The 16,952-nt window shown below is 57.5% G+C and carries 21 protein-coding genes and 1 tRNA gene; 7 read left to right on the forward strand and 15 right to left on the reverse strand.

The features are described from left to right. Window positions 1-51: 51 nt before the first annotated feature. From WH87_RS20160 to WH87_RS04560, 3 genes are all read right to left on the reverse strand, one after another. The gene (locus tag WH87_RS20160) at window positions 52-792 is read right to left on the reverse strand and encodes a PopZ family protein (RefSeq protein ID WP_082092493.1); all 741 of its coding nucleotides are present in this window, start codon (window positions 790-792) and stop codon (window positions 52-54) included. 191 nt (window positions 793-983) lie between these two features. Then, window positions 984-2,363, reverse strand: a complete 1,380-nt coding sequence (locus WH87_RS04555) for a TolC family outer membrane protein (protein WP_052726315.1) — start codon at window positions 2,361-2,363, stop codon at window positions 984-986. Window positions 2,364-2,500: 137 nt separating this feature from the next. Next, window positions 2,501-3,157 (reverse strand): protein-L-isoaspartate O-methyltransferase family protein, encoded by a 657-nt coding sequence (locus WH87_RS04560; protein ID WP_046138298.1) that lies wholly within the window; start codon window positions 3,155-3,157, stop codon window positions 2,501-2,503. A 270-nt stretch (window positions 3,158-3,427) separates the two neighbouring features. Between WH87_RS04560 and WH87_RS19515 the strand changes: the two genes are divergently transcribed. Next, a tRNA-Cys gene (locus WH87_RS19515) sits at window positions 3,428-3,581 on the forward strand. Between the two features lie 80 nt (window positions 3,582-3,661). Here WH87_RS19515 and WH87_RS04565 read toward each other — a convergent pair. Next, window positions 3,662-3,967, reverse strand: a complete 306-nt coding sequence (locus tag WH87_RS04565) for a hypothetical protein (RefSeq protein WP_046138297.1) — start codon at window positions 3,965-3,967, stop codon at window positions 3,662-3,664. A 50-nt stretch (window positions 3,968-4,017) separates the two neighbouring features. Here WH87_RS04565 and WH87_RS04570 point away from each other — a divergent pair, with 50 nt between their 5' ends. After that, entirely contained in the window at window positions 4,018-4,707 is a 690-nt protein-coding gene (locus tag WH87_RS04570; RefSeq protein ID WP_046138296.1) for an SOS response-associated peptidase, read from the forward strand. 555 nt (window positions 4,708-5,262) lie between these two features. On the opposite strand, the gene WH87_RS19745 is transcribed toward WH87_RS04570, so the two are convergent. From WH87_RS19745 to WH87_RS19520, 7 genes are all read right to left on the reverse strand, one after another. After that, window positions 5,263-6,171, reverse strand: coding sequence for a hypothetical protein (locus tag WH87_RS19745; protein ID WP_197410722.1), 909 nt, complete (start codon window positions 6,169-6,171; stop codon window positions 5,263-5,265). Window positions 6,172-6,290: 119 nt separating this feature from the next. After that, the gene (locus WH87_RS04580; protein ID WP_046138294.1) at window positions 6,291-6,581 is read right to left on the reverse strand and encodes a hypothetical protein; all 291 of its coding nucleotides are present in this window, start codon (window positions 6,579-6,581) and stop codon (window positions 6,291-6,293) included. Window positions 6,582-6,593: 12 nt separating this feature from the next. Further along, the gene (locus WH87_RS04585; protein ID WP_046173220.1) at window positions 6,594-8,231 is read right to left on the reverse strand and encodes a pilus assembly protein TadG-related protein; all 1,638 of its coding nucleotides are present in this window, start codon (window positions 8,229-8,231) and stop codon (window positions 6,594-6,596) included. 39 nt (window positions 8,232-8,270) lie between these two features. Continuing rightward, complete coding sequence (locus tag WH87_RS04590; RefSeq protein ID WP_281175164.1) at window positions 8,271-8,681, reverse strand: TadE family protein; 411 nt, start codon at window positions 8,679-8,681, stop codon at window positions 8,271-8,273. An 819-nt stretch (window positions 8,682-9,500) separates the two neighbouring features. Next, window positions 9,501-10,433 (reverse strand): manganese catalase family protein, encoded by a 933-nt coding sequence (locus WH87_RS04600; RefSeq protein ID WP_046138291.1) that lies wholly within the window; start codon window positions 10,431-10,433, stop codon window positions 9,501-9,503. A 124-nt stretch (window positions 10,434-10,557) separates the two neighbouring features. Then, a complete protein-coding gene (locus WH87_RS04605) occupies window positions 10,558-10,908 on the reverse strand; it encodes a hypothetical protein (RefSeq protein ID WP_046138290.1) in 351 nt (116 codons plus the stop codon). Continuing rightward, a complete protein-coding gene (locus tag WH87_RS19520; RefSeq protein ID WP_156458067.1) occupies window positions 10,905-11,054 on the reverse strand; it encodes a hypothetical protein in 150 nt (49 codons plus the stop codon). Before WH87_RS19520 ends, WH87_RS04605 begins: the two co-directional genes overlap by 4 nt. A gap of 617 nt (window positions 11,055-11,671) precedes the next feature. Between WH87_RS19520 and WH87_RS04615 the strand changes: the two genes are divergently transcribed. Further along, window positions 11,672-12,166: a YciE/YciF ferroxidase family protein gene (locus tag WH87_RS04615; RefSeq protein WP_046138288.1), complete on the forward strand. Its 495-nt coding sequence runs from the start codon at window positions 11,672-11,674 to the stop codon at window positions 12,164-12,166. Window positions 12,167-12,253: 87 nt separating this feature from the next. After that, on the forward strand, window positions 12,254-12,448 hold the full coding sequence (locus WH87_RS04620; RefSeq protein ID WP_046138287.1) for a DUF2934 domain-containing protein: 195 nt from the start codon (window positions 12,254-12,256) through the stop codon (window positions 12,446-12,448). Between the two features lie 35 nt (window positions 12,449-12,483). Here the strand turns inward: WH87_RS04620 and WH87_RS04625 are convergent, their stop codons facing one another. Beyond that, complete coding sequence (locus tag WH87_RS04625; protein WP_046138286.1) at window positions 12,484-13,524, reverse strand: sensor histidine kinase; 1,041 nt, start codon at window positions 13,522-13,524, stop codon at window positions 12,484-12,486. Between the two features lie 373 nt (window positions 13,525-13,897). Between WH87_RS04625 and WH87_RS20370 the strand changes: the two genes are divergently transcribed. Continuing rightward, the gene (locus tag WH87_RS20370; RefSeq protein ID WP_046138285.1) at window positions 13,898-14,215 is read left to right on the forward strand and encodes a DUF982 domain-containing protein; all 318 of its coding nucleotides are present in this window, start codon (window positions 13,898-13,900) and stop codon (window positions 14,213-14,215) included. A gap of 172 nt (window positions 14,216-14,387) precedes the next feature. After that, on the forward strand, window positions 14,388-14,606 hold the full coding sequence (locus WH87_RS04635) for a hypothetical protein (protein WP_156458070.1): 219 nt from the start codon (window positions 14,388-14,390) through the stop codon (window positions 14,604-14,606). A 27-nt stretch (window positions 14,607-14,633) separates the two neighbouring features. On the opposite strand, the gene WH87_RS04640 is transcribed toward WH87_RS04635, so the two are convergent. Next, window positions 14,634-14,843 carry a hypothetical protein gene (locus tag WH87_RS04640; protein ID WP_046138283.1) on the reverse strand — a complete coding sequence of 70 codons (210 nt, stop codon included), beginning with the start codon at window positions 14,841-14,843 and terminating at the stop codon, window positions 14,634-14,636. Window positions 14,844-14,892: 49 nt separating this feature from the next. After that, window positions 14,893-15,237 (reverse strand): hypothetical protein, encoded by a 345-nt coding sequence (locus WH87_RS04645; RefSeq protein ID WP_046138282.1) that lies wholly within the window; start codon window positions 15,235-15,237, stop codon window positions 14,893-14,895. Between the two features lie 122 nt (window positions 15,238-15,359). On the opposite strand from WH87_RS04645, the gene WH87_RS04650 reads away from it, so the two are divergent. Further along, window positions 15,360-15,653: a WYL domain-containing protein gene (locus tag WH87_RS04650; RefSeq protein ID WP_046138281.1), complete on the forward strand. Its 294-nt coding sequence runs from the start codon at window positions 15,360-15,362 to the stop codon at window positions 15,651-15,653. A gap of 8 nt (window positions 15,654-15,661) precedes the next feature. On the opposite strand, the gene WH87_RS04655 is transcribed toward WH87_RS04650, so the two are convergent. Continuing rightward, a complete protein-coding gene (locus tag WH87_RS04655) occupies window positions 15,662-16,336 on the reverse strand; it encodes a lysozyme family protein (RefSeq protein WP_052726313.1) in 675 nt (224 codons plus the stop codon). Between the last annotated feature and the right edge of the window lie 616 nt (window positions 16,337-16,952).

Here is a 16,952-nt window from a genome sequence, read left to right on the forward strand (position 1 = left end):
GACTTCAAGCAAATGCAAGGCGCAGGGTCAACTGCGCGACGCGTGGTTCGATCAATCGCCGCGCGAAATGCGGGCGATTTCCTTCTCAACCATCCGCTCAACGACGGATGGCAGATTTTCATCGAGCCATTCCTTGAGCATCGGACGAAGCATGTCGCGCATCAGGGACTCGATGGTCGCGCCGGTGTTGCCCAGGCCCATGCCGTTCAGCTTGGTCATGGAGCTGCGGACGGCAGCCTGGGTTGCAGGCTCAAGAAGTTGTTCGGCCATATGGGTGCTAAGCGTTGGGTCCGGCATGGGCGCCACTTGCGCAAAGCTGGGCTGTGGGCGAGCGGGAGCCTCTTGGACTGGTTCTGGAATATGTATCTGGGCCGCTGCGGGCGCCGGGGCCGGCGCAGGGTCGAAGGCTGGAAGCTCTTCTTCCTCTGGCTCGTCGATGTCAAAGCCAATATCGGCAGGATCGACCAGCTGGGCAACTGGGGCCGGAGCCTCATTGGCCGCTTCGGTATCCGCAAGAATTGACTCAAAGCTGAAGGCCGCAGGCGCAGGTTTGGCGGGCTCGACGATCTGCTCGGACGAAAGCGCCAGTGGCTCAATGTCGTCCAGCATGTCACTGAGATCGCGATCCAGTGCGTCGTTCGTGGTGCGCACAGGGGAAGCCTGCATCGGTGGGGGTGCAGCCTGAATCGATGGGCGACGCGGCACACCTGCGGCGTCGTCGTCAGCGATGATCTGCCGGATCGATGACAGGATTTCGTCCATCGAAGGTTCTTTTGGTGCCGGCTTATTCATCAGTGCCTCTTACTCGTGCGCGCAAGAACCAAGCGGCTTCCGCCTATGGACCAACCTGATTCGTTACCAATACCTTATCGCGCGCCATTCTTATTAGGAATCACTGACAGCACCGTACAGACAGTCTTCCACTAAAAGTTGTGGCCGGGGATAACCCGGCCACAAAACATAGTGATTAATTTTCGGACAGTTTACTCAGCGACGGTGCGCAATTCCTGCCAGACGTCCTGCACGGCCTGGGTGTAGCCCACTGCCGATTTGACCTGCACAGGCAGACCAAGATCGCTTGCGGTAAGACGCCCGAGAGCGGAGAGCAGCGAGAACGTGGCCACAACCTTGTTGGTCGAAGCGTTGATCAGGCCGATGCTGGCCGTGGTCAGGTCAGCCTGCGAGTTCAGCACGTCGAGCGTCGTGCGGGTGCCGAGGTCGCGCTCCTGAATAACGCCAGCGAGAACTTCACGGCTGGCAGACACAGCCGACTGCGCTGCCGAGATCTGTGCATCGGCGCTCTGGATACCGGCCCATGAGGCGATAACTGCTGCGCGGATCTGGTCGTAGGCGGACATTGCGTCCACTTCAGACTTGATCTGCTCGATATTGGCCTTGCGCACGCTCGCGCCAATCGCGCCACCGGCATAGATCGGAACGCTGATCTGGAAGCCTAGGCGACCGCTGACACCCTGCGAACCGCCCTGGCTCGCAAGACCGGTGCCGATCGAGCCGTTGATGGACGCAGTCGGGCCGAATGCGGCAGATGCTGCATCGCTACCGGCCTGAGCGGCACGGATAGCCGCCTTTGAGAGCAGAATGGCCGGATGACCGATTTCTGCTTCAGCGATTGCTGCCTGCAGGGAATTTGGAATCAACCGCGAGAAATTGTGCGTTGCACTGAGATTGCTTGGAGCGACACCAACATAGCGCTGGAACGTCGCCTTGCTGATTTCGAGACCGCTGAGCGAGGCCTGATAGCTGGCCTGTCCCTGCGCAAGACGCGCTTCCGCCTGCGCAACGTCAATGCGCGTGCCTTCACCAACATCCAGGCGGTCACGCGAGGACTGGAGTTGGGCGGTGTAGAAATTGATATTTTCCTGGCTAAGGGCCACCAACTGGCGGTTGCTCAGCACATCCATATAGGCCTGCACCACCGCGAGCAGAATGTTCTGCTCCGTGTTGCGGATCTGGTATTCGGCAGCTTCAGCACCGGCGCGGGCAGCTTCGATCTGCGCTTCGGTCTTGAAGTTGTCGAAGATGGTTTGGTTGTAGCTCAGGCCAGCCGTTACCGACGTGGTGCCATTGAAGTCACCCGAAGGATTCGCCAGAGACGCCCGTCCGACTGTCCAATCGTAATTGCCGCTGATGGCGCCCGCGATGGTTGGCAACTTGGCCGATTTCGCCAATGCGATGTTTTCAGCCGAGGCCCTGGCGCTCAGCAAAGCGCTCTGCAGGTCAGGCGCATGCTCGTATGCAGCCGTAAGAGCTTGTGTAATCGACTGGGCTTGCGCGCCGCCGATAGTCGTAGCAGCTACGAGAAGCGTCAATACGCTCCCGGCCATCTTCGAACGAAAATTCATTCCGCGCCTCCAGTCACACAAACTCTATAGCCGGGCATATGGTGGATACAACATGCCACAGCATCACTTACCAAATTTTAACGAACGATTGGCCCGATTCCGTGCCCGAGCGGCAACACAGGACCGGCGTCGCCGTTTCAGAACACAAATTCGTCAACCCGCGTAGCCGAGAAGAATGACGGCAACATTGCGTTGAACTCGGCGCGAGCAGAAATCCCCTCCCCGCTCTTCACATAGACATTGGCCACCGCCACGACGCCCGTGCGGATGAGCGCCACAAGACGCCCGCCTTCGCTGAGACGAGCAAAAAACTCTGCTGGAACCTGATCCAGAGCGCCTTCAACGATAATGACGTCGAAGGTCGATTTAGCGACCAGTCCGATATCACCAGCGACGACCTTCGCATTGGTGATGCCCAGATTGGCGAGATTGGCGTTTGCCACGGCGGCAAGCTGCGCATCGGGCTCGATGCCGGTCACGGTGGCGGCAAGGCCAGCGAGGACCGCGGCCGAATACCCTGTGCCAGCGCCAATATCGAGAACGCTATCGGTTTCAAGCACTTCGGCCAGCTGCACCAGCTTGGCAAAGGTGGCAGGCGCAGGCATGAAGCGCTTTGAATCTGGTTCACCGAGCCACTGCACGTCATCTATATAGGCAACGGGGCGGCGCGCATCGTTGACAAAAGCCTCGCGTGGCACAGCGGCCATCCGCGTAAGAATGCGCCAGTCTGTAACTGCACTGGTCCGCAGCTGGTTATCGACCATCGACTGCCGCGCGCGTTCAAAATCCGACATTGGAGACACCCTGACACTCTGCCCTATGTCGGCCGTGAATATGCCACAGGCGCTAACGTGACAAGCAGAGTCCCGAGGATGGGTAAAAAGATCGGTTGAATGTGAGGCGGGCCCGCTCCTCGGAGAAACCGGGATCGCGCCGCACAAGTGATCAAGCCCTCAGAGGCGACGGTCCACAACCTGCGCTCTCGTGGTTTTTGCACATCCTGTGGTTGCACTACAAACACCGCCTTGACTTGGATCGTGAAACGCCAGAAAAGGCGGACGTGAGGCCACGTGGCGGAGTGGTGACGCAGCGGATTGCAAATCCGAATGGCCCATTGATTTTGCTAGGCCTTCCTGCACACACGCCTTTAGTTTTCAGATCAAATACGCACCGATACGGGCCAATTTGCACACACAAATTGTGAACCATAGCGTGCCGAATCGTACCCCCAAGGCGGAGAGCTGTGGCGCCGAGCATGGGGAGAGCCTCGGGAACTCGAGGCGTTTGACTGTCCCATTCTAGGCCTGATCGTTGTAGCTATCCTTGGTCTGGCCCACCAGCTTCGCGAGTTCCGAGAACGTTTGAACTTCACCGGGCGAGCCACCATTGTTCGCAAGCTTAAGCAGCCTGATCGGGAATGCGATCACGTCTCGCTGAGCCGGGTCCATTTCCTCGACCCGGTAATCCCCCAGCACAGTCTGCTCAGATCGATCCAGCGACCCGGCAATTTCCTCAGTGCTCACCAGTCCTTTTGCCACCAGCAGGTTGGTCATTGACGCCATTGCGATTAGCAGGCCCTCGAGCTGCAGGTTTGCGGTGTTCATCGTTTTCCTCCATGGTTCCACGATCAACGCTTGGCTGCAGGATTTGATGCATGTGCGGACGTTTCACCAATGAGATGACTTGGTCGGAGATCCATGCGCTCTACAAGCTGAGCGACAACATGTACCCCACTGCCCCATCGAACATGCAGCCGCGCTTCAATATCGCGCCGACGCAGACGGTGGATTTCGTGCACCTCGACAAGGCCGGGAACATGGAGCTCAACCGGGGCCGCTGGTGGCTGGTGCCGTTCTTCGCCAAGGAGATGCCCAAGGCGGCCATGTTCAATGCCCGCATTGAGACGGTGGACACATCAGGCGCATTCCGCGAGGGCTTCAAATCCCGGCGCTGCCTTATCCCTGCCGATGGCTATTTCGAGTGGACCAAGAACGCGGACGACGATGGCAAAGACCCGTGGCTGCTGCAGATGCCAGGCGGTGCGGGTTTCAGCTTCGCTGGCATCTGGGCGCACAACGACAATCTTGGCGTCACAAGCTGCACCATCATCACCGCGCCGGCCGCACCCGAGCTCGAGCACATCCATACTCGTATGCCGGTAATCTTGAGCCCCGAGGCCTATGGCCGCTGGCTCTCTGGCGAAGATCAGGGATCGGACGCCAAAGCGCTATTGCTCGGAAGCCAGATCGATAGCCTGCTCCAATTCCATCGCGTCGGTCGCGAGGTCAACTCATCGCGCTACGAGGGCACCGACACGAAGAAACCTCTAATCAACTCGCTGTAGGCCGCTACTCCCACGGTGCGCCAGGCGCCGCTTTGATCGCTTGCCCCTCGCGCTTGCCTTTGCCAACGCACCCCGGCTCGTTATTCACCCAGCCGCAATAGCTGAGTTGTCCGTCCGCGCGCCCGACGTTGAACGCAGCGCCTTTAAAGCCGCAAATCTCACAGAAATAGATCGGGAACATAGGCTCCGCACCACTCTGCGTATCTGAGAGTGTTCCGTTACTGGTGGAGTATCTGGTGGGCATGCGTGCTCTGGAAGGATTCGCCAACTAGCAGTACGATGTAGCTATGAGGGTTCCATCCGTCGATCCCGAGAAAGACAAGCTCCTGGCTCATTTCCAGAAGAGGCTGTCCTATTTCCAACGTATCCCAGAACATCGGAGACAAGCCGAATGCGCTGACGAGGGCGAAGCGACTTGTCGCGCCCGTCTGGCTGAGCTCAGATCACCAACTGGTCGTCGGACAAACTCATCGATGGAGGCAATCGTCCATACCACCAAATAAAAACCGGCCGCCCTTTGGCGACCGGCTAGCGTGACCTGATGCTGGCGGACCATCAGAATACGTAAACGACAAGCGTGGCTCCCTGCTTTTGGACACCGACGACGTGACCAGGCTGATACTTTGTCCGGCTCAACGCAGCCTGAATCAAAGCATCTGTCTGAATGGCGCCGACCATTTGGTGGTACTTTCGTTCATTGGCGAGATAGTTCGCCACCTGCTTGCGAAGCTCGGGGCATACGCGGATCGGAACAAGCTGAATGTTATTAGCCGTGTTCCACCCAGACACCTTTGTTCCCTGAAAAAGAGCGAGCAACTGGTTTGCGTTGCCGCCAATGCACCCCGCTGGATCGGAGAACGTGCTGCCACCGCCATTGACTGCAGCAAAGCCGCCGTTGCCGCCATTGCCGCCACCGCCATTGCCGCCGCCATTGCCGCCGCCATTGCCGCCGCCGCCGTTGCCACCACCGCCGTTGCCACCACCGCCGTTGCCACCACCACCATTGCCGCCACCACCATTGCCGCCACCGCCGATGCCGACACCAACATTTACAAGGCCACCCGAGCCACCAACGTTGGCTTTCACGTTAACGTTGTTGTTGAGCGCGCCCACATTGGCATCAACCAGGCCATTGGAGCCGCCCACAGAAACGTTGGCATTTACAAGGCCACTTGATCCGCCGACTGATGCGTTTGCGTTAACAAGCCCACCCGAGCCGCCAACTGACGCGTTTGCTTTGACCGCGCCGCCGCCGACGTTCGCGTCGACCACATTGCCTCCACCCCCGCCAAGGCCCAGGTTGACTAATCCAGACGATCCTGCAGACCCCTTATCAACGGTAATAAGCGCGCCGCTATCCTTGCCCCCAATAATACCGAGCAACGATTGGGCCGACACAGACGCCGAAGAAAACACAATCAAGCTAGAAGCCAAAACAGATAAAGCAAGAACACTGCGGTTCATTGCGACCTCCTAAAATACTAACTACACAATATGAACAACGATCTCCGGATTATCCGTTTACTGAGTAGAATCACTTGATTCTTATTTTTATCATTCACCTCGCCACTGGCGAGTTTTTCTTATAAAACGGCGCCAACAGCAGCTCGACGCTCCCTCAGTATTGGGAAAAACTCTGGCCAGTAGGCATCATCGTCAAGCACGACAAGAATACGTTCTTTACTCGCCCCGGCCTTCATCAGGGCATCGAGAGATTCGATAACGGAAGTCCTGGTGGTGTATCGCTGCTCGACATAGCGGCCATCCGGCCTTTTGAGCAGAACCGCCCCAAATAGATCGTCATGCTCCATGTAGAGCATCCACGCGGCCTCGCCGGGCTGCAGACTGTTTCGATCAATTCGTTCGTAACGCATCCCTACCTCCCTTCATCCAACCAAGACGGGTGTCGAACAATCGACCCCGATGACTTTGACATCCATTTCCCCGACGGACAGACCGAGCGTGTCCAGCAACTGATTCAGCACCGCATCAACAACTGGCGCTACGGGCGTCAAAAGGCCCGCAACGACTTTGAGGACAACATCGATCGACAACAGCGGGATGGTCAGCAGATCGACCGACAGTGATGTCTGCCGCAGCAATGATGTCGTGAGAGACCCCACCACTGTCCGCGTGCTCGCAGTTTGGATGTTGCCCTGCGCGATATCTCGAGAGCTGAAGTTGAGTGTCACCGGCCGCTGCTGTGAGACCTGCAGGTCGGCGGACGCTGTCACGCGAACAACCAGCAAATCGAGCAATTTTGCGGGGCCCGAGATTGGCGACCGGCTAAAATCGCGAAATGAACTCATATTGACGTTGCCTATTCTCAGGCGCGCCACACCGGGCGTAGCGCGAATGACGGCGGAGCCCTGGGGCGAAGAGCTAGTTGGGCAGCTTATGCTTGTCACCACAGCCTCAGACTGAGCGACCTCAAGATAAACTGGCAGCAGCACTCGGATTGGCAAGATGCCAAGCACTCCCGGGATCTCAACCCGTACGAGCAACCGAACCTGAGCAGTCTCTAGCTTTGCGCCCACCGCACCAACGGCTATCCAGCCGGAGGATTGCATCGGCTCCCCGATTGCGAGCGTCGCATCCAATGCAGCAATCCCCGGGATTTGCACGCCAAGATCCAACTGAGCTTGCTTTGTGCCGTTTGCTAGGCCGGCGGCGGCGCGCAACACATCCAGCGCCGTAACCGTGGCGCCAATGGACTTGCCAAGGGAGCCAATTCCCCGCTCCCCATAGCCACCAAGGCTGATCAGATTACCGACCTTGACTGGCTTATTGCCCAGCACCTTAGTAACCACCTGGACGGCCAGACGATCGGACAACTTCACCGTATCTGCTAAGGCCCGGCCAATTTGAGAATGGGTCGCCTGGGCGCTGAGCAGGCTTTCATAAGTTCCGGCTGTCAGCCCAAGTTCAATCCCCAAGGCATCCAGGAACTCCAGCGCATTCAACTTGACGTTGGCCAACGCATTGTAATCCACCAACCTTAAGGCGACGGAGGTGCCAAGCAGCGAGTTGAGCAACTTGTTGACATCACCCCCTGACAGCGCGGCCAGCCTTGAGCCGATGCTAAAGGAGATACGCGCCTCAGTGGCGGCAAGGGCCTCTGCGCCGATCTCGGGTATGGGGCTCCAGGCATTTGCGAAGAACAATCGCCCCGGAGCAGAATAGCGAACCAAGACCGCGTTAACCGCTGCCCCGCCGCCCACGAAGCGATCTTCGGCCTCGACGTTAGGATTCGGCGTGTATACCCCTGCGGTCGAGGCTAAGCGGTACGGGCTATCTGGCTTCTTGAGCTCTTCGACCTTCAGGTCGCCCGGCACCAATCCAAAGTCGGATATTACCTGACGGGCAAGCTCGAACCCGCGACTAGGATCCCGCGCTGCGGCAATCGCCGCCATATCCACAGCCGACTGAACCCTGCGCTTTTCGAGATATAGCATGCCCGCATCTACCGCAAAGGCTCCCGCCACAGTCATCAGCCCGAAAAGGAGGGCGAATAGCACAGCCATGTTCCCTTCCTGACACCGCCAAAATCTAGTCAGCATCAGCTACCTCCCGCCCTTCCTTATGGTTGAAGCAAAGCTGATCGTCGGCGAAGGCAGGGGGATCGGGGGGTAGAGGCTCCAAATCGGAAGCAGCGAAGCGTCGTACGACACCTCCACCACATACTGGTCAGGGTCAGTGCGACTATCCTTAGCGGTATGAGTGAGGCGGCGTTTGTCGATCAGGATATAGGCAGAAGCATTCCGCTCAATGAAATCGTCAACTATCCTGGACCGTTCCGGGGCCGACAGCCCCGAGATAGTAGCGCGCGCCGCGTCTGCCGCTAGCTGCTGCACTGTGTGCGCGGCGCCAAAATATATCCCATACGCGAGCATGCCAATGACAAGCATGAGGAATACTGGGGCCAATATCGCAAATTCAACCGCAGAAGATGCGGACTCGTTTTTAGCAAACACAATCGCAAATCCAATAAAATGCGATAACCGTCGATGGCATTAACCATTCATTAAACATTGCGGCCATCATGCCACTCGGAAATCAGGTTCCTTCTTCCGAAATTCCAGTAACGCAATGCTCTCACAGACGCTGAGACTGCGATATCGTCATAAATCGGGACTGTGAAATTCACCGACGCAAATAAAACCTTGCGATATATTTACCAATGCATCCGGAAATGAGGCCGCCGGCATTGATTGGCGGCATTAGTGAGATCTTATATCAGCAAGCATAACGCTGAATTATTCAGAACAAAACAGCCACCACATTTGGAATTCCGCCAATAAAGACATCCAAAATACCAGAGAAACTACTGCAATAGGAGCTATTGGGAGTTGCACAACTTCACGCAAAACCTGCAAAATCATCTGATTTACGAGGTGGAGGTGACCCACGAGCTGGCGACTTATACTGCCTCGTTTTACATTGAGGACAGCACGGTTCGGGCCCAGGTTCTGGGCTTGATAGAGAAATTCTCGGTAAATGAGGAGGACACGACCGAGCGAGTCCGAGCGCTACTTCTAACCCGCCTAAACGAACGATCGGCGCGTCAGTCGGCACTTAAGATGGGCGATACTATATATCTAGACCCGTAGTCCGGGCCGCTCCTGCGGACGGCGTGACCCAGTTGCTTCGCGCGGCGACGCGAACGCACGGGCTGGATGCTTTGGCAGCACCCAGCCCACCTCTCATTGCTTCAGCTTTCCTCAGCGGCTTCTGCCAGCTTGGGCGGAGTGCGCCCCATGTTCATTTCGGTCACATGCACCGTCCCGATGAGGCTAACGTGAGGCCTTGTAGAGCTTTGATGCGATCTCGTAGAATTCCTCTGGCGCGTAGTCAGGAGTGAAGGCGGCGGGCACACCCTGCAGTTGCTGCATTTTGCCACCGTCAGGAATGCCCTCGATGACTTCCAGCGGTCCCGGAGGATCACCTGGCAGCGCGACTTCGTCATTGGACCAGATGCCCGAAATCTCTTTGTAGTCGTCCTGGCTCCAAGTGTAGAGGCGACGATGCGAGCCCTCATCCAGATACCTCTGGCTTTCGGGGATCTTTGACAGATCAATGTTTGGCGTCGGCAGCATTTTCTTGATGTCGACGCCGGTCAGTTTTTCCAAGGCCAGGGCATATGAATGGGCGTGTACCGAGCCGCGCACCAGTAGGTAGCCGCACACCTCCCTACCGGTCGCGTTGTCCGCAGCCAGCGTCTCGTAAACCCGAAGTTTATGCAAACGCGCGCCGCACTCGAGATGGAAGTTATGTAGCAAGTCAAAAATCACGTTGCCTGTAGTTGTGATGAAGTCGTTATTCCACGATGCCCCGTTGGCGTTGACAGGAGTTGCGCCGCCGCCGTTGGCGAAAAAAGCGGACGCCAACCGAATGTCTTCCATGGCCTCAAAGGGCGATTTTGAGATATCGCCACCGTCGCCCATGTCACCATTGGGCTTCTCAGGACCATTGTTGAGCATGGCAACACCGTTGCTGACGAGCTCGACGTGTGCCAGCTCCTCTGCAGTGATCGACGCAACAAGTGAGTAAAACGGGCGCAGCTTGTCCTTCGAGCGGAAATTGAAGCTCTGAAACATGTAGTTTCCGAGGGTGGACATCTCGCCATATTTTCCGCCCAGCAATTCTTGCAGTGCAGCCGCAGCATTGGGGTCCTGCTTCTTGGCAGGCGGGAGCTCGGTGATCAGTCTGTCGACTCTCATGAACATCGCTTGGCACTCCTTGTGTTGGCCAAGTGAGTCCAACGGCCCGTCATAGGGATCGTTCCGGTAATTCGGATGCGCCCTCTGGCGACCCAGATGCAAACTACGGCAGCACGCCACTCCACCCGCTCTAACGCTTAGGGCGAAACTGACCACGCGAGGGCGGCTTGCCGTCCTGCCAATAGATTTCGTCTGTCCAGCGCCAAATCTGCTTTGGCCTCCGGATCGTCAACGCGCCATCATCATCCAGGTCGGGGAGACGGTGGGTGACTTTCATGTACTCGCGCTTGCCACACTGCGAGCATCGATTGAACAGGGTGTTGATCAGGGTTTGCGGGCCGTAATACGTCGCAAGGTCAGAGGCGAGGAAATAGGTGGTGCGACGACAATGGTTGCACCGAACCACAAAGAGACGCCCGTCTATGGCTATGTCAGCAATCGTAAGGCTGTCGACCAAGCGCCGACTGGGCGTCATGCTCATTTTTTGAGGGGACGCTTGACCGCCAAAGCGGCCTTGACCTTACCCGCTGGCCAGCCTGTCAGCTGAGCAATGTCCGCGGCGTCCAGCCCTGTATCCCGCAACCGGCGGATCTGTGCCGATGGTGACACCTGAATTGCAATGCCCATGACTCGCTCTCCAAAATGAGAACGAAGTAAGAACATGCATGGACGAGAGTCAATTCACGAGCTGGGACTCCATCCGCGAATGATGTTCATAATTCGGCCCGCGGCATATTCGGCTGAGCAAAACTTTGGGGAGCTTTTGTCGGAACCGAAGCACGAGAGTGGCGTTTCACCGAACGGTGACGATCGTCACCAACAGGAGGTCTGCCTGATGTTCCGCAGACTTGTTGTGGCCCTTAACTGCCCCGCCTCGGCGGGGCCTTCTTTTCTGCTACCAGCGCAGTTCCACCATCCGATTGCCATCTTCACGACAGGCCGGCATGGTCACTATCTTTCCCAACTTTCCGCCGTATAGTCGCCGATGGAGCCTGGGGGGGCGGCTCCGGGCAAGGACCCTATTCGGGGTCCTTGCCACCATGTCCGACTTACGTCCAAGTCATTCCGCACGAAAACCGTGATAAACTCTCCCTTGTTTCGCGCGGCGACGCGAAGCAAGGGGCGAGATGCCGCGACCGCGCTCGCCCCACGTGGCCTACTAGAGAATTCCCGGCTTTCCCCATGGAACGATTGCCCGAACTTGGTCGTTCAGACGCCGCAATCATCCACCTTAGGGAAACAAAATGGCTGAGAAGACACTCGACGACCTGTTCCTCGACACGCTCAAAGACATTTACTTTGCTGAGAAGCAAATCCTGAAGGCCCTGCCGAAGATGGCAAAGGCGGCTGTAGCTCCAGAACTCAAAGCTGGATTTGAAAAGCACAGAGACGAAACCGAGGGCCACGTCGACCGCCTTGAGCAAATCTTTGACTATCTGGGAAAGGCGGCACGCGGCAAAACCTGTGAGGCAATCCTTGGCATTATCGATGAAGGCAAGGAGATCATCGAAGATTACAAGGGCACAAAGGCGCTAGATGCTGGCCTCGTCGCCGCTGCGCAAGCAGTTGAGCATTATGAAATAGCTCGCTACGGTACCCTAAAGACCTGGGCAGCTCAGCTTGGTCACAAAGATGCCGTCGCCCTTCTGGACGCCACGCTCAAGGAAGAAACCGCCACAGATCAAACGTTGTCGGCACTCGGCGCGCAGGTGGCAAATCCCGAAGCGCAATCGGCCTGATTAGCGGCCCTCTTATACACCCCTTCCGACTCGATCAAACCACGAGCACTCCGGTCGAGGTGACCGGAGTGCGCAAATGGAGCAAATATGACTGGGGATCCTTGGGTCGACCCGGAATTCGATCGCAAAGTCCGGGAGACCGCATTTTTCCTGTGGGAGGCGGCAGGAAAGCCGTTTGGTCAGGAACAGGAGTTCTGGTTTATCGCGCTGGAGCGCACCTTACGGGAACGCGATGCTGACATAAGGCTCAAGGACAAGCCTCCGCCACGGCCAAGTGATTGACCCTCAAAAGCCACCTCCCGCACCGCTGCCCAAGCCTACATACACCGACCATTCAGGCTGAAACGAACGCCCGAGGCTTGGTAGTCCACCTTTCCCTCGCCGTTGAAATAGGCAGGAACAATTCTGCCGGTGAGGCGCGAGCCAAATCCCAAACGTTTCGGAGGCGAAACCTCTGGCCCTCCTCGTTCAACCCACTCGAAAGAAAAGCCCCCGTTCTGACTGGCAGACCAGCTCAGGCCGACGGTGCCCTTCTCACTCGAAAGTGCGCCGTACTTGAGCGCGTTTGTGCCCAGCTCATAAAGCGCCAGCGACAGGGCCATGTTCTGTTGTGGCGCCAATACCAGGTCGGGTCCGGTCAGGGAAATTCGCGACCAATCTTCCGCTATAGGCGTCAGTGTATCGCGGATAACCCCCGTGACGGTGATGCCATTAAGTCCACCCTCCATTAGCCCCTGGGCGCGTCCCAAAGCCTCGATACGCCTCGACACAGACGAGCGAGCGTCTTCCAGTGATAGAGACGTACGCAGCGTCGAGTTCACCACGGCGGAAGTCACCGCGATGATGTTTTTGACCCTGTGGGCGAGCTCTCGTTTGAGAACGGCATCGTTCTTTTTGGCGAGCACGGTGCGGGTGGTTTCCACTACCGTGTCCATGATCCCAACGACTGCACCAGAATAGTCCCGAACCGGGCTATAGCAGAAAGTAAAGTAGGCCTCCTCCGGCACACCAGAGCGATTAATCTGGAGAGGAAAATCCTCGATGTAGGTGGCTTCCCCTTCGAAAGCTCGAACGGCTATGGGCCCAATGCTATCCCACGCCTCCGACCAAACCTCCGAGAACGGGCGCCCAAGAGCCCCAGGCTTTTCACCTAGAATCTTGAGAAACGCGTCATTGTGGAATGTGATGAGGTCCGCTCCCCACATCAGGGCCTTGGGAAACTCAGACTCGACTAGCAATCCCACCAATGTACGAAGGCTCTCCGGCCAATGGTTGGGACTTCCTAAATTGGTTTGGCTCCAGTCGAAGTCTCGTATGGCTTGTGCCATGACGGAGTTGCCGAAAGGGAATTGCGTCATGAACCGACTCGTACTCAGACACAGGTCTGCAATGAGAACAGCTACCATGATGGCATCGCAACAGGGCACGGTTATTTTTGCCGTTACAGGCGTCGGTCAATCTAAGTAGCGCGGAAGCGGTCTCAGCTTTGTTGCTCTGATGCGACCCAACCCAGGTGGATACGTGCGGGATTTTACTGGAACCAATACCATCCCTCACCGTTTTGCGGTTCTGTTGCTGCTCGCGCAGGACAGCCCACTCACTCCAGAGTCTCCTACTGCCTCGCTTCGGCGGGGCTTTTCTTTAAGCAACCTGACTTGACGGGCTGGAGGGCGCTTCCCATCTCCCCGAAGCGGAAATCCGCATCGCTTGTTCAGACCATCGGAGGAAGTGATGGGACATAGACCCTTCAAGAACCCATTTTTTTTGACGCTCAATGCCACCGGCAACTTTCAGGCAAGAAGTGCCTGGGAGGCGTTAGAGTACCTGGATGTGCATTGGCCCGCTGAGCGCACGGCGCACTACCGCAGGGCGCGGTTCCTTTGCCAGGAAGCCATTGATGGAGGGATTGGGGCTGAGATTGCCCGCGGTGCAGTTGAAGACGCTGCCCGACGTGCTAATATCTTGGAACAAGGCTGGAGGCCCAATTCAGACGGCAGCCGGAGCGTTTTTCGGACCATCCGACAGGATCAGCCCCAATACGCCCTGTAGCGGAATGAAATAGGCTCAAAAAAGAAGGCCGGATCTCTTAAACACCCGTGCATGACCTGCCCCGCTATTGCGGGGCTTTTGTTTGGATTTCTACTCTCAGATCCAGCAGGCGTTGCAGAGCTTGAAACTCGCATTGGCTGTGCCTAGTCCTATTTACGAGGGAGCTTCTGACATGACACGCAGTCAGCTGGTGCAAGAGGTCGAAATCACAGATCAAGGCAGAACCTTCAAGTCCGCGTTTTATGTCGAACACGGCATGATTCATGCGAACCTTGCTGGCAAGATGGTGACTCTTCCCTGCCCCAATGATGACGCGGCGGGCGTAGTCCGGGCTTTGCTGACGGAACAGGTCTTAAGTCAGTCCATCAGTCGGAAGGACGATGCCTTTTAGACACCTGAGATTCCGTCCCGACTTGAACTAGTGTTCACGATCAAATTCGCGAAGTCGACGGCTGGCTATTTGGCTCTCAAGCCACATCTTGCGCACGGTGAGGCCGAGCACGACCAGGCCAAGTACCCCAACCATCAATTGATTTGCTCCAGTGGCAGCATCCACCACCGTTGACCACCATGGGAACGTTGCGCCCGCGGTGCCTGTGACGGTTCCAAATGCATTTTCTTTGTTCATGTGTGCCCCTGCACGTTGGAGAAAGACGAGCGGCCTTCGCCGCCCGGTGTTACTTGCCGGTCAGGCGTTCCCAGAGCGTGCGCGGCGGGCGGAGCTTGGCAATCGCCTCGGCTTCTGCGGCGCCCGTGCGTGAGAGAGCGATGCGCTTACCATCACTGGTCACAACCTGCGGCTTGAACGTGCTGAGCGCGGACCAGACGTAGCCCCAGAGCATTGCACCCAACGGCACCAGCGCGCCGAGCGTGATCTGTTCCCAGTTATTCCCCAGGATCGACAGAACCGCCTCCTGGGTGGCGGGTGGCAGGTTATTCCATGCCGTGAGCCCTGCCCCGATGAGGCCGCCGATTTCGAGGATGCGGCGGGCCAGCCAGCCGATGATGACGTTTTGGAACATAGTACGGCGCCTCCTTAGCGCGCATGGAAAAGGCCACCGCATGGATGGCCTTGTCGGTCGAAAGCTCGTGAGTAATAATTCCCGTCACACCACATTCGATTGGCGTTGCTCGGGGGGGCATCGTGTTCGAAGAGACCATTGCGACCGCGATCCGCACACGGAAGATAGTCAAGTTCACCTATGAGGGGGTGCCGTGCACGGCCCACCCGTACATCTTGGGCAAGGCCGAGGATGGCGGCTTGGCGCTAATCGCTTGGGAAGCCTCAGCTGGCCCTTTGAACCAAGCACCTGGCTGGCGACAATACCGGCTTGAAGGGATGAGAAACCTTTTGATCGGACCGCACAATTTCATGGTCGCCCAAGCGGATCTTTCAGCAAGCCAGGAAGATATCGTCGAGGTCATCGCCTTGGTCTGAATTTGACGTCAGAACCGCACTCGAGTGGACAAGAAAAAGGCCGCTGCGAGAGCGGCCAGGATGATGATGGTGATGAAGATGGCTCGACATGGTGGCGCGGGCCGTGCTGCCGCCGTTGTACCGCTCTGGTCCGGGGCCACATGACCGGCCTTGACCTCAGTCAGCATTGCCTCGACGGCGTCGGGTTTCACCAGCGCCTTGTTGAGCTTGTCGCCGGCATAGTAGGTTTCGCCGCGCGCCACCTGACGATGTGCGCCTTTGACATCAGCCAGCACCGGAAACGAGGCCCATTCACGGGCGAGGCCCAGACCGAAGGCATTGCGACCGATCGTGCCAGCCATGAACCCCTCAAAGCCCCTGCGCTTGAGCAGCGCGAGCCCGAGGCGGTCTTGCAGCGCCGGGGTGAACACCTCCCCGCCCGTCAGGCCCAGAGACAGCTTGAGGTCTTTCAGCGTGGCGTTCATGAACTGGTAGGCGCCAGCCGCAGACGACTTGAAGGCCCTGGTCCAGCCCGGCCCCGCCGCAATGATCTGATCAACGGTCATGGACGTGATGGGCCTGGGCAGCCTGCCTTCGTTGTGACCGTAGATCGTTGTGTAGGCGGAAGTATCATTGCGGCCGGTCTCCGTCACGCGGATGAAGGCGAGCAAAATCGCCGCGCCGTTGGGCACGTTGTCAGCCATGTTGGCCTCCTGTGGTTGATAAGAATTCGCGTAAATTTGAAACGTTGCGCCGCACGCAGCATCAATAATAATGGCGCACACCAGTGCGGGGCTCGCGGAGGACGAAATGGAAGCAAATTACCGTCCCAATCCGCTCTATCAGCGGGTGTGTGACCAACTTGAACAGGCCCTCGCAATTCTCGCGAATGACCCCGCCGCCGATCCCCTAAGGCAATTGGTCAGCGACGCGATCGATGAGGCGACGTGGCTCACTTATCTAAAACCAAGTCGCCCCCGAGCGCTGCGATTGGTGCTTCTTGGGAATAAGAATTGTGAGCGGCATGCCCGGTAACTGAGACCTTGCGAGGGTGACACCTCGTGCGTGATCGGCTAGCCTCCTTTTGCAGCCCGGTGTCGGACGAAGATCTTGTTCGAAGCTGGGGGGCCGTCGGGCTGCAGCCGCCACAGACGCTACAGGCAGTGGGCCCATCCCCCCTCGTGCTAAGGCACCTCACCCAGAGGTTGGGCAAAGTTGGTCTCGGCCATGATGGCCTCCTCATCTGTAGTTAACGTTGTCGATTTGATGTGCTGGACGATCCAGCCTGACCGTCCGACATTTGGGCATGGACAACAACGT

Origin of the sequence: Devosia epidermidihirudinis (assembly GCF_000971295.1) — a bacterium.
GTDB classification, from domain to species: Bacteria; Pseudomonadota; Alphaproteobacteria; order Rhizobiales; family Devosiaceae; genus Devosia; species Devosia epidermidihirudinis.

Bases quoted from the DNA above. Each gene is read 5' to 3' on its own strand.
- WH87_RS04560 (WP_046138298.1), bottom strand. From the start codon at position 3,157: ATGTCGGATTTTGAACGCGCGCGGCAGTCGATGGTCGATAACCAGCTG.
- WH87_RS04570 (WP_046138296.1), top strand. From the start codon at position 4,018: ATGTGCGGACGTTTCACCAATGAGATGACTTGGTCGGAGATCCATGCG.
- WH87_RS04585 (WP_046173220.1), bottom strand. From the start codon at position 8,231: ATGGCTGTGCTATTCGCCCTCCTTTTCGGGCTGATGACTGTGGCGGGA.
- WH87_RS19745 (WP_197410722.1), bottom strand. From the start codon at position 6,171: ATGAACCGCAGTGTTCTTGCTTTATCTGTTTTGGCTTCTAGCTTGATT.
- WH87_RS04565 (WP_046138297.1), bottom strand. From the start codon at position 3,967: ATGAACACCGCAAACCTGCAGCTCGAGGGCCTGCTAATCGCAATGGCG.
- WH87_RS04620 (WP_046138287.1), top strand. From the start codon at position 12,254: ATGACTGGGGATCCTTGGGTCGACCCGGAATTCGATCGCAAAGTCCGG.
- WH87_RS04605 (WP_046138290.1), bottom strand. From the start codon at position 10,908: ATGAGCATGACGCCCAGTCGGCGCTTGGTCGACAGCCTTACGATTGCT.
- WH87_RS04645 (WP_046138282.1), bottom strand. From the start codon at position 15,237: ATGTTCCAAAACGTCATCATCGGCTGGCTGGCCCGCCGCATCCTCGAA.
- WH87_RS20160 (WP_082092493.1), bottom strand. From the start codon at position 792: ATGAATAAGCCGGCACCAAAAGAACCTTCGATGGACGAAATCCTGTCA.
- WH87_RS04580 (WP_046138294.1), bottom strand. From the start codon at position 6,581: ATGCGTTACGAACGAATTGATCGAAACAGTCTGCAGCCCGGCGAGGCC.
- WH87_RS04625 (WP_046138286.1), bottom strand. From the start codon at position 13,524: ATGACGCAATTCCCTTTCGGCAACTCCGTCATGGCACAAGCCATACGA.
- WH87_RS04635 (WP_156458070.1), top strand. From the start codon at position 14,388: ATGACACGCAGTCAGCTGGTGCAAGAGGTCGAAATCACAGATCAAGGC.
- WH87_RS20370 (WP_046138285.1), top strand. From the start codon at position 13,898: ATGGGACATAGACCCTTCAAGAACCCATTTTTTTTGACGCTCAATGCC.
- WH87_RS19520 (WP_156458067.1), bottom strand. From the start codon at position 11,054: ATGGGCATTGCAATTCAGGTGTCACCATCGGCACAGATCCGCCGGTTG.
- WH87_RS04615 (WP_046138288.1), top strand. From the start codon at position 11,672: ATGGCTGAGAAGACACTCGACGACCTGTTCCTCGACACGCTCAAAGAC.
- WH87_RS04600 (WP_046138291.1), bottom strand. From the start codon at position 10,433: ATGTTCATGAGAGTCGACAGACTGATCACCGAGCTCCCGCCTGCCAAG.
- WH87_RS04640 (WP_046138283.1), bottom strand. From the start codon at position 14,843: ATGAACAAAGAAAATGCATTTGGAACCGTCACAGGCACCGCGGGCGCA.
- WH87_RS04655 (WP_052726313.1), bottom strand. From the start codon at position 16,336: ATGGCTGACAACGTGCCCAACGGCGCGGCGATTTTGCTCGCCTTCATC.
- WH87_RS04555 (WP_052726315.1), bottom strand. From the start codon at position 2,363: ATGAATTTTCGTTCGAAGATGGCCGGGAGCGTATTGACGCTTCTCGTA.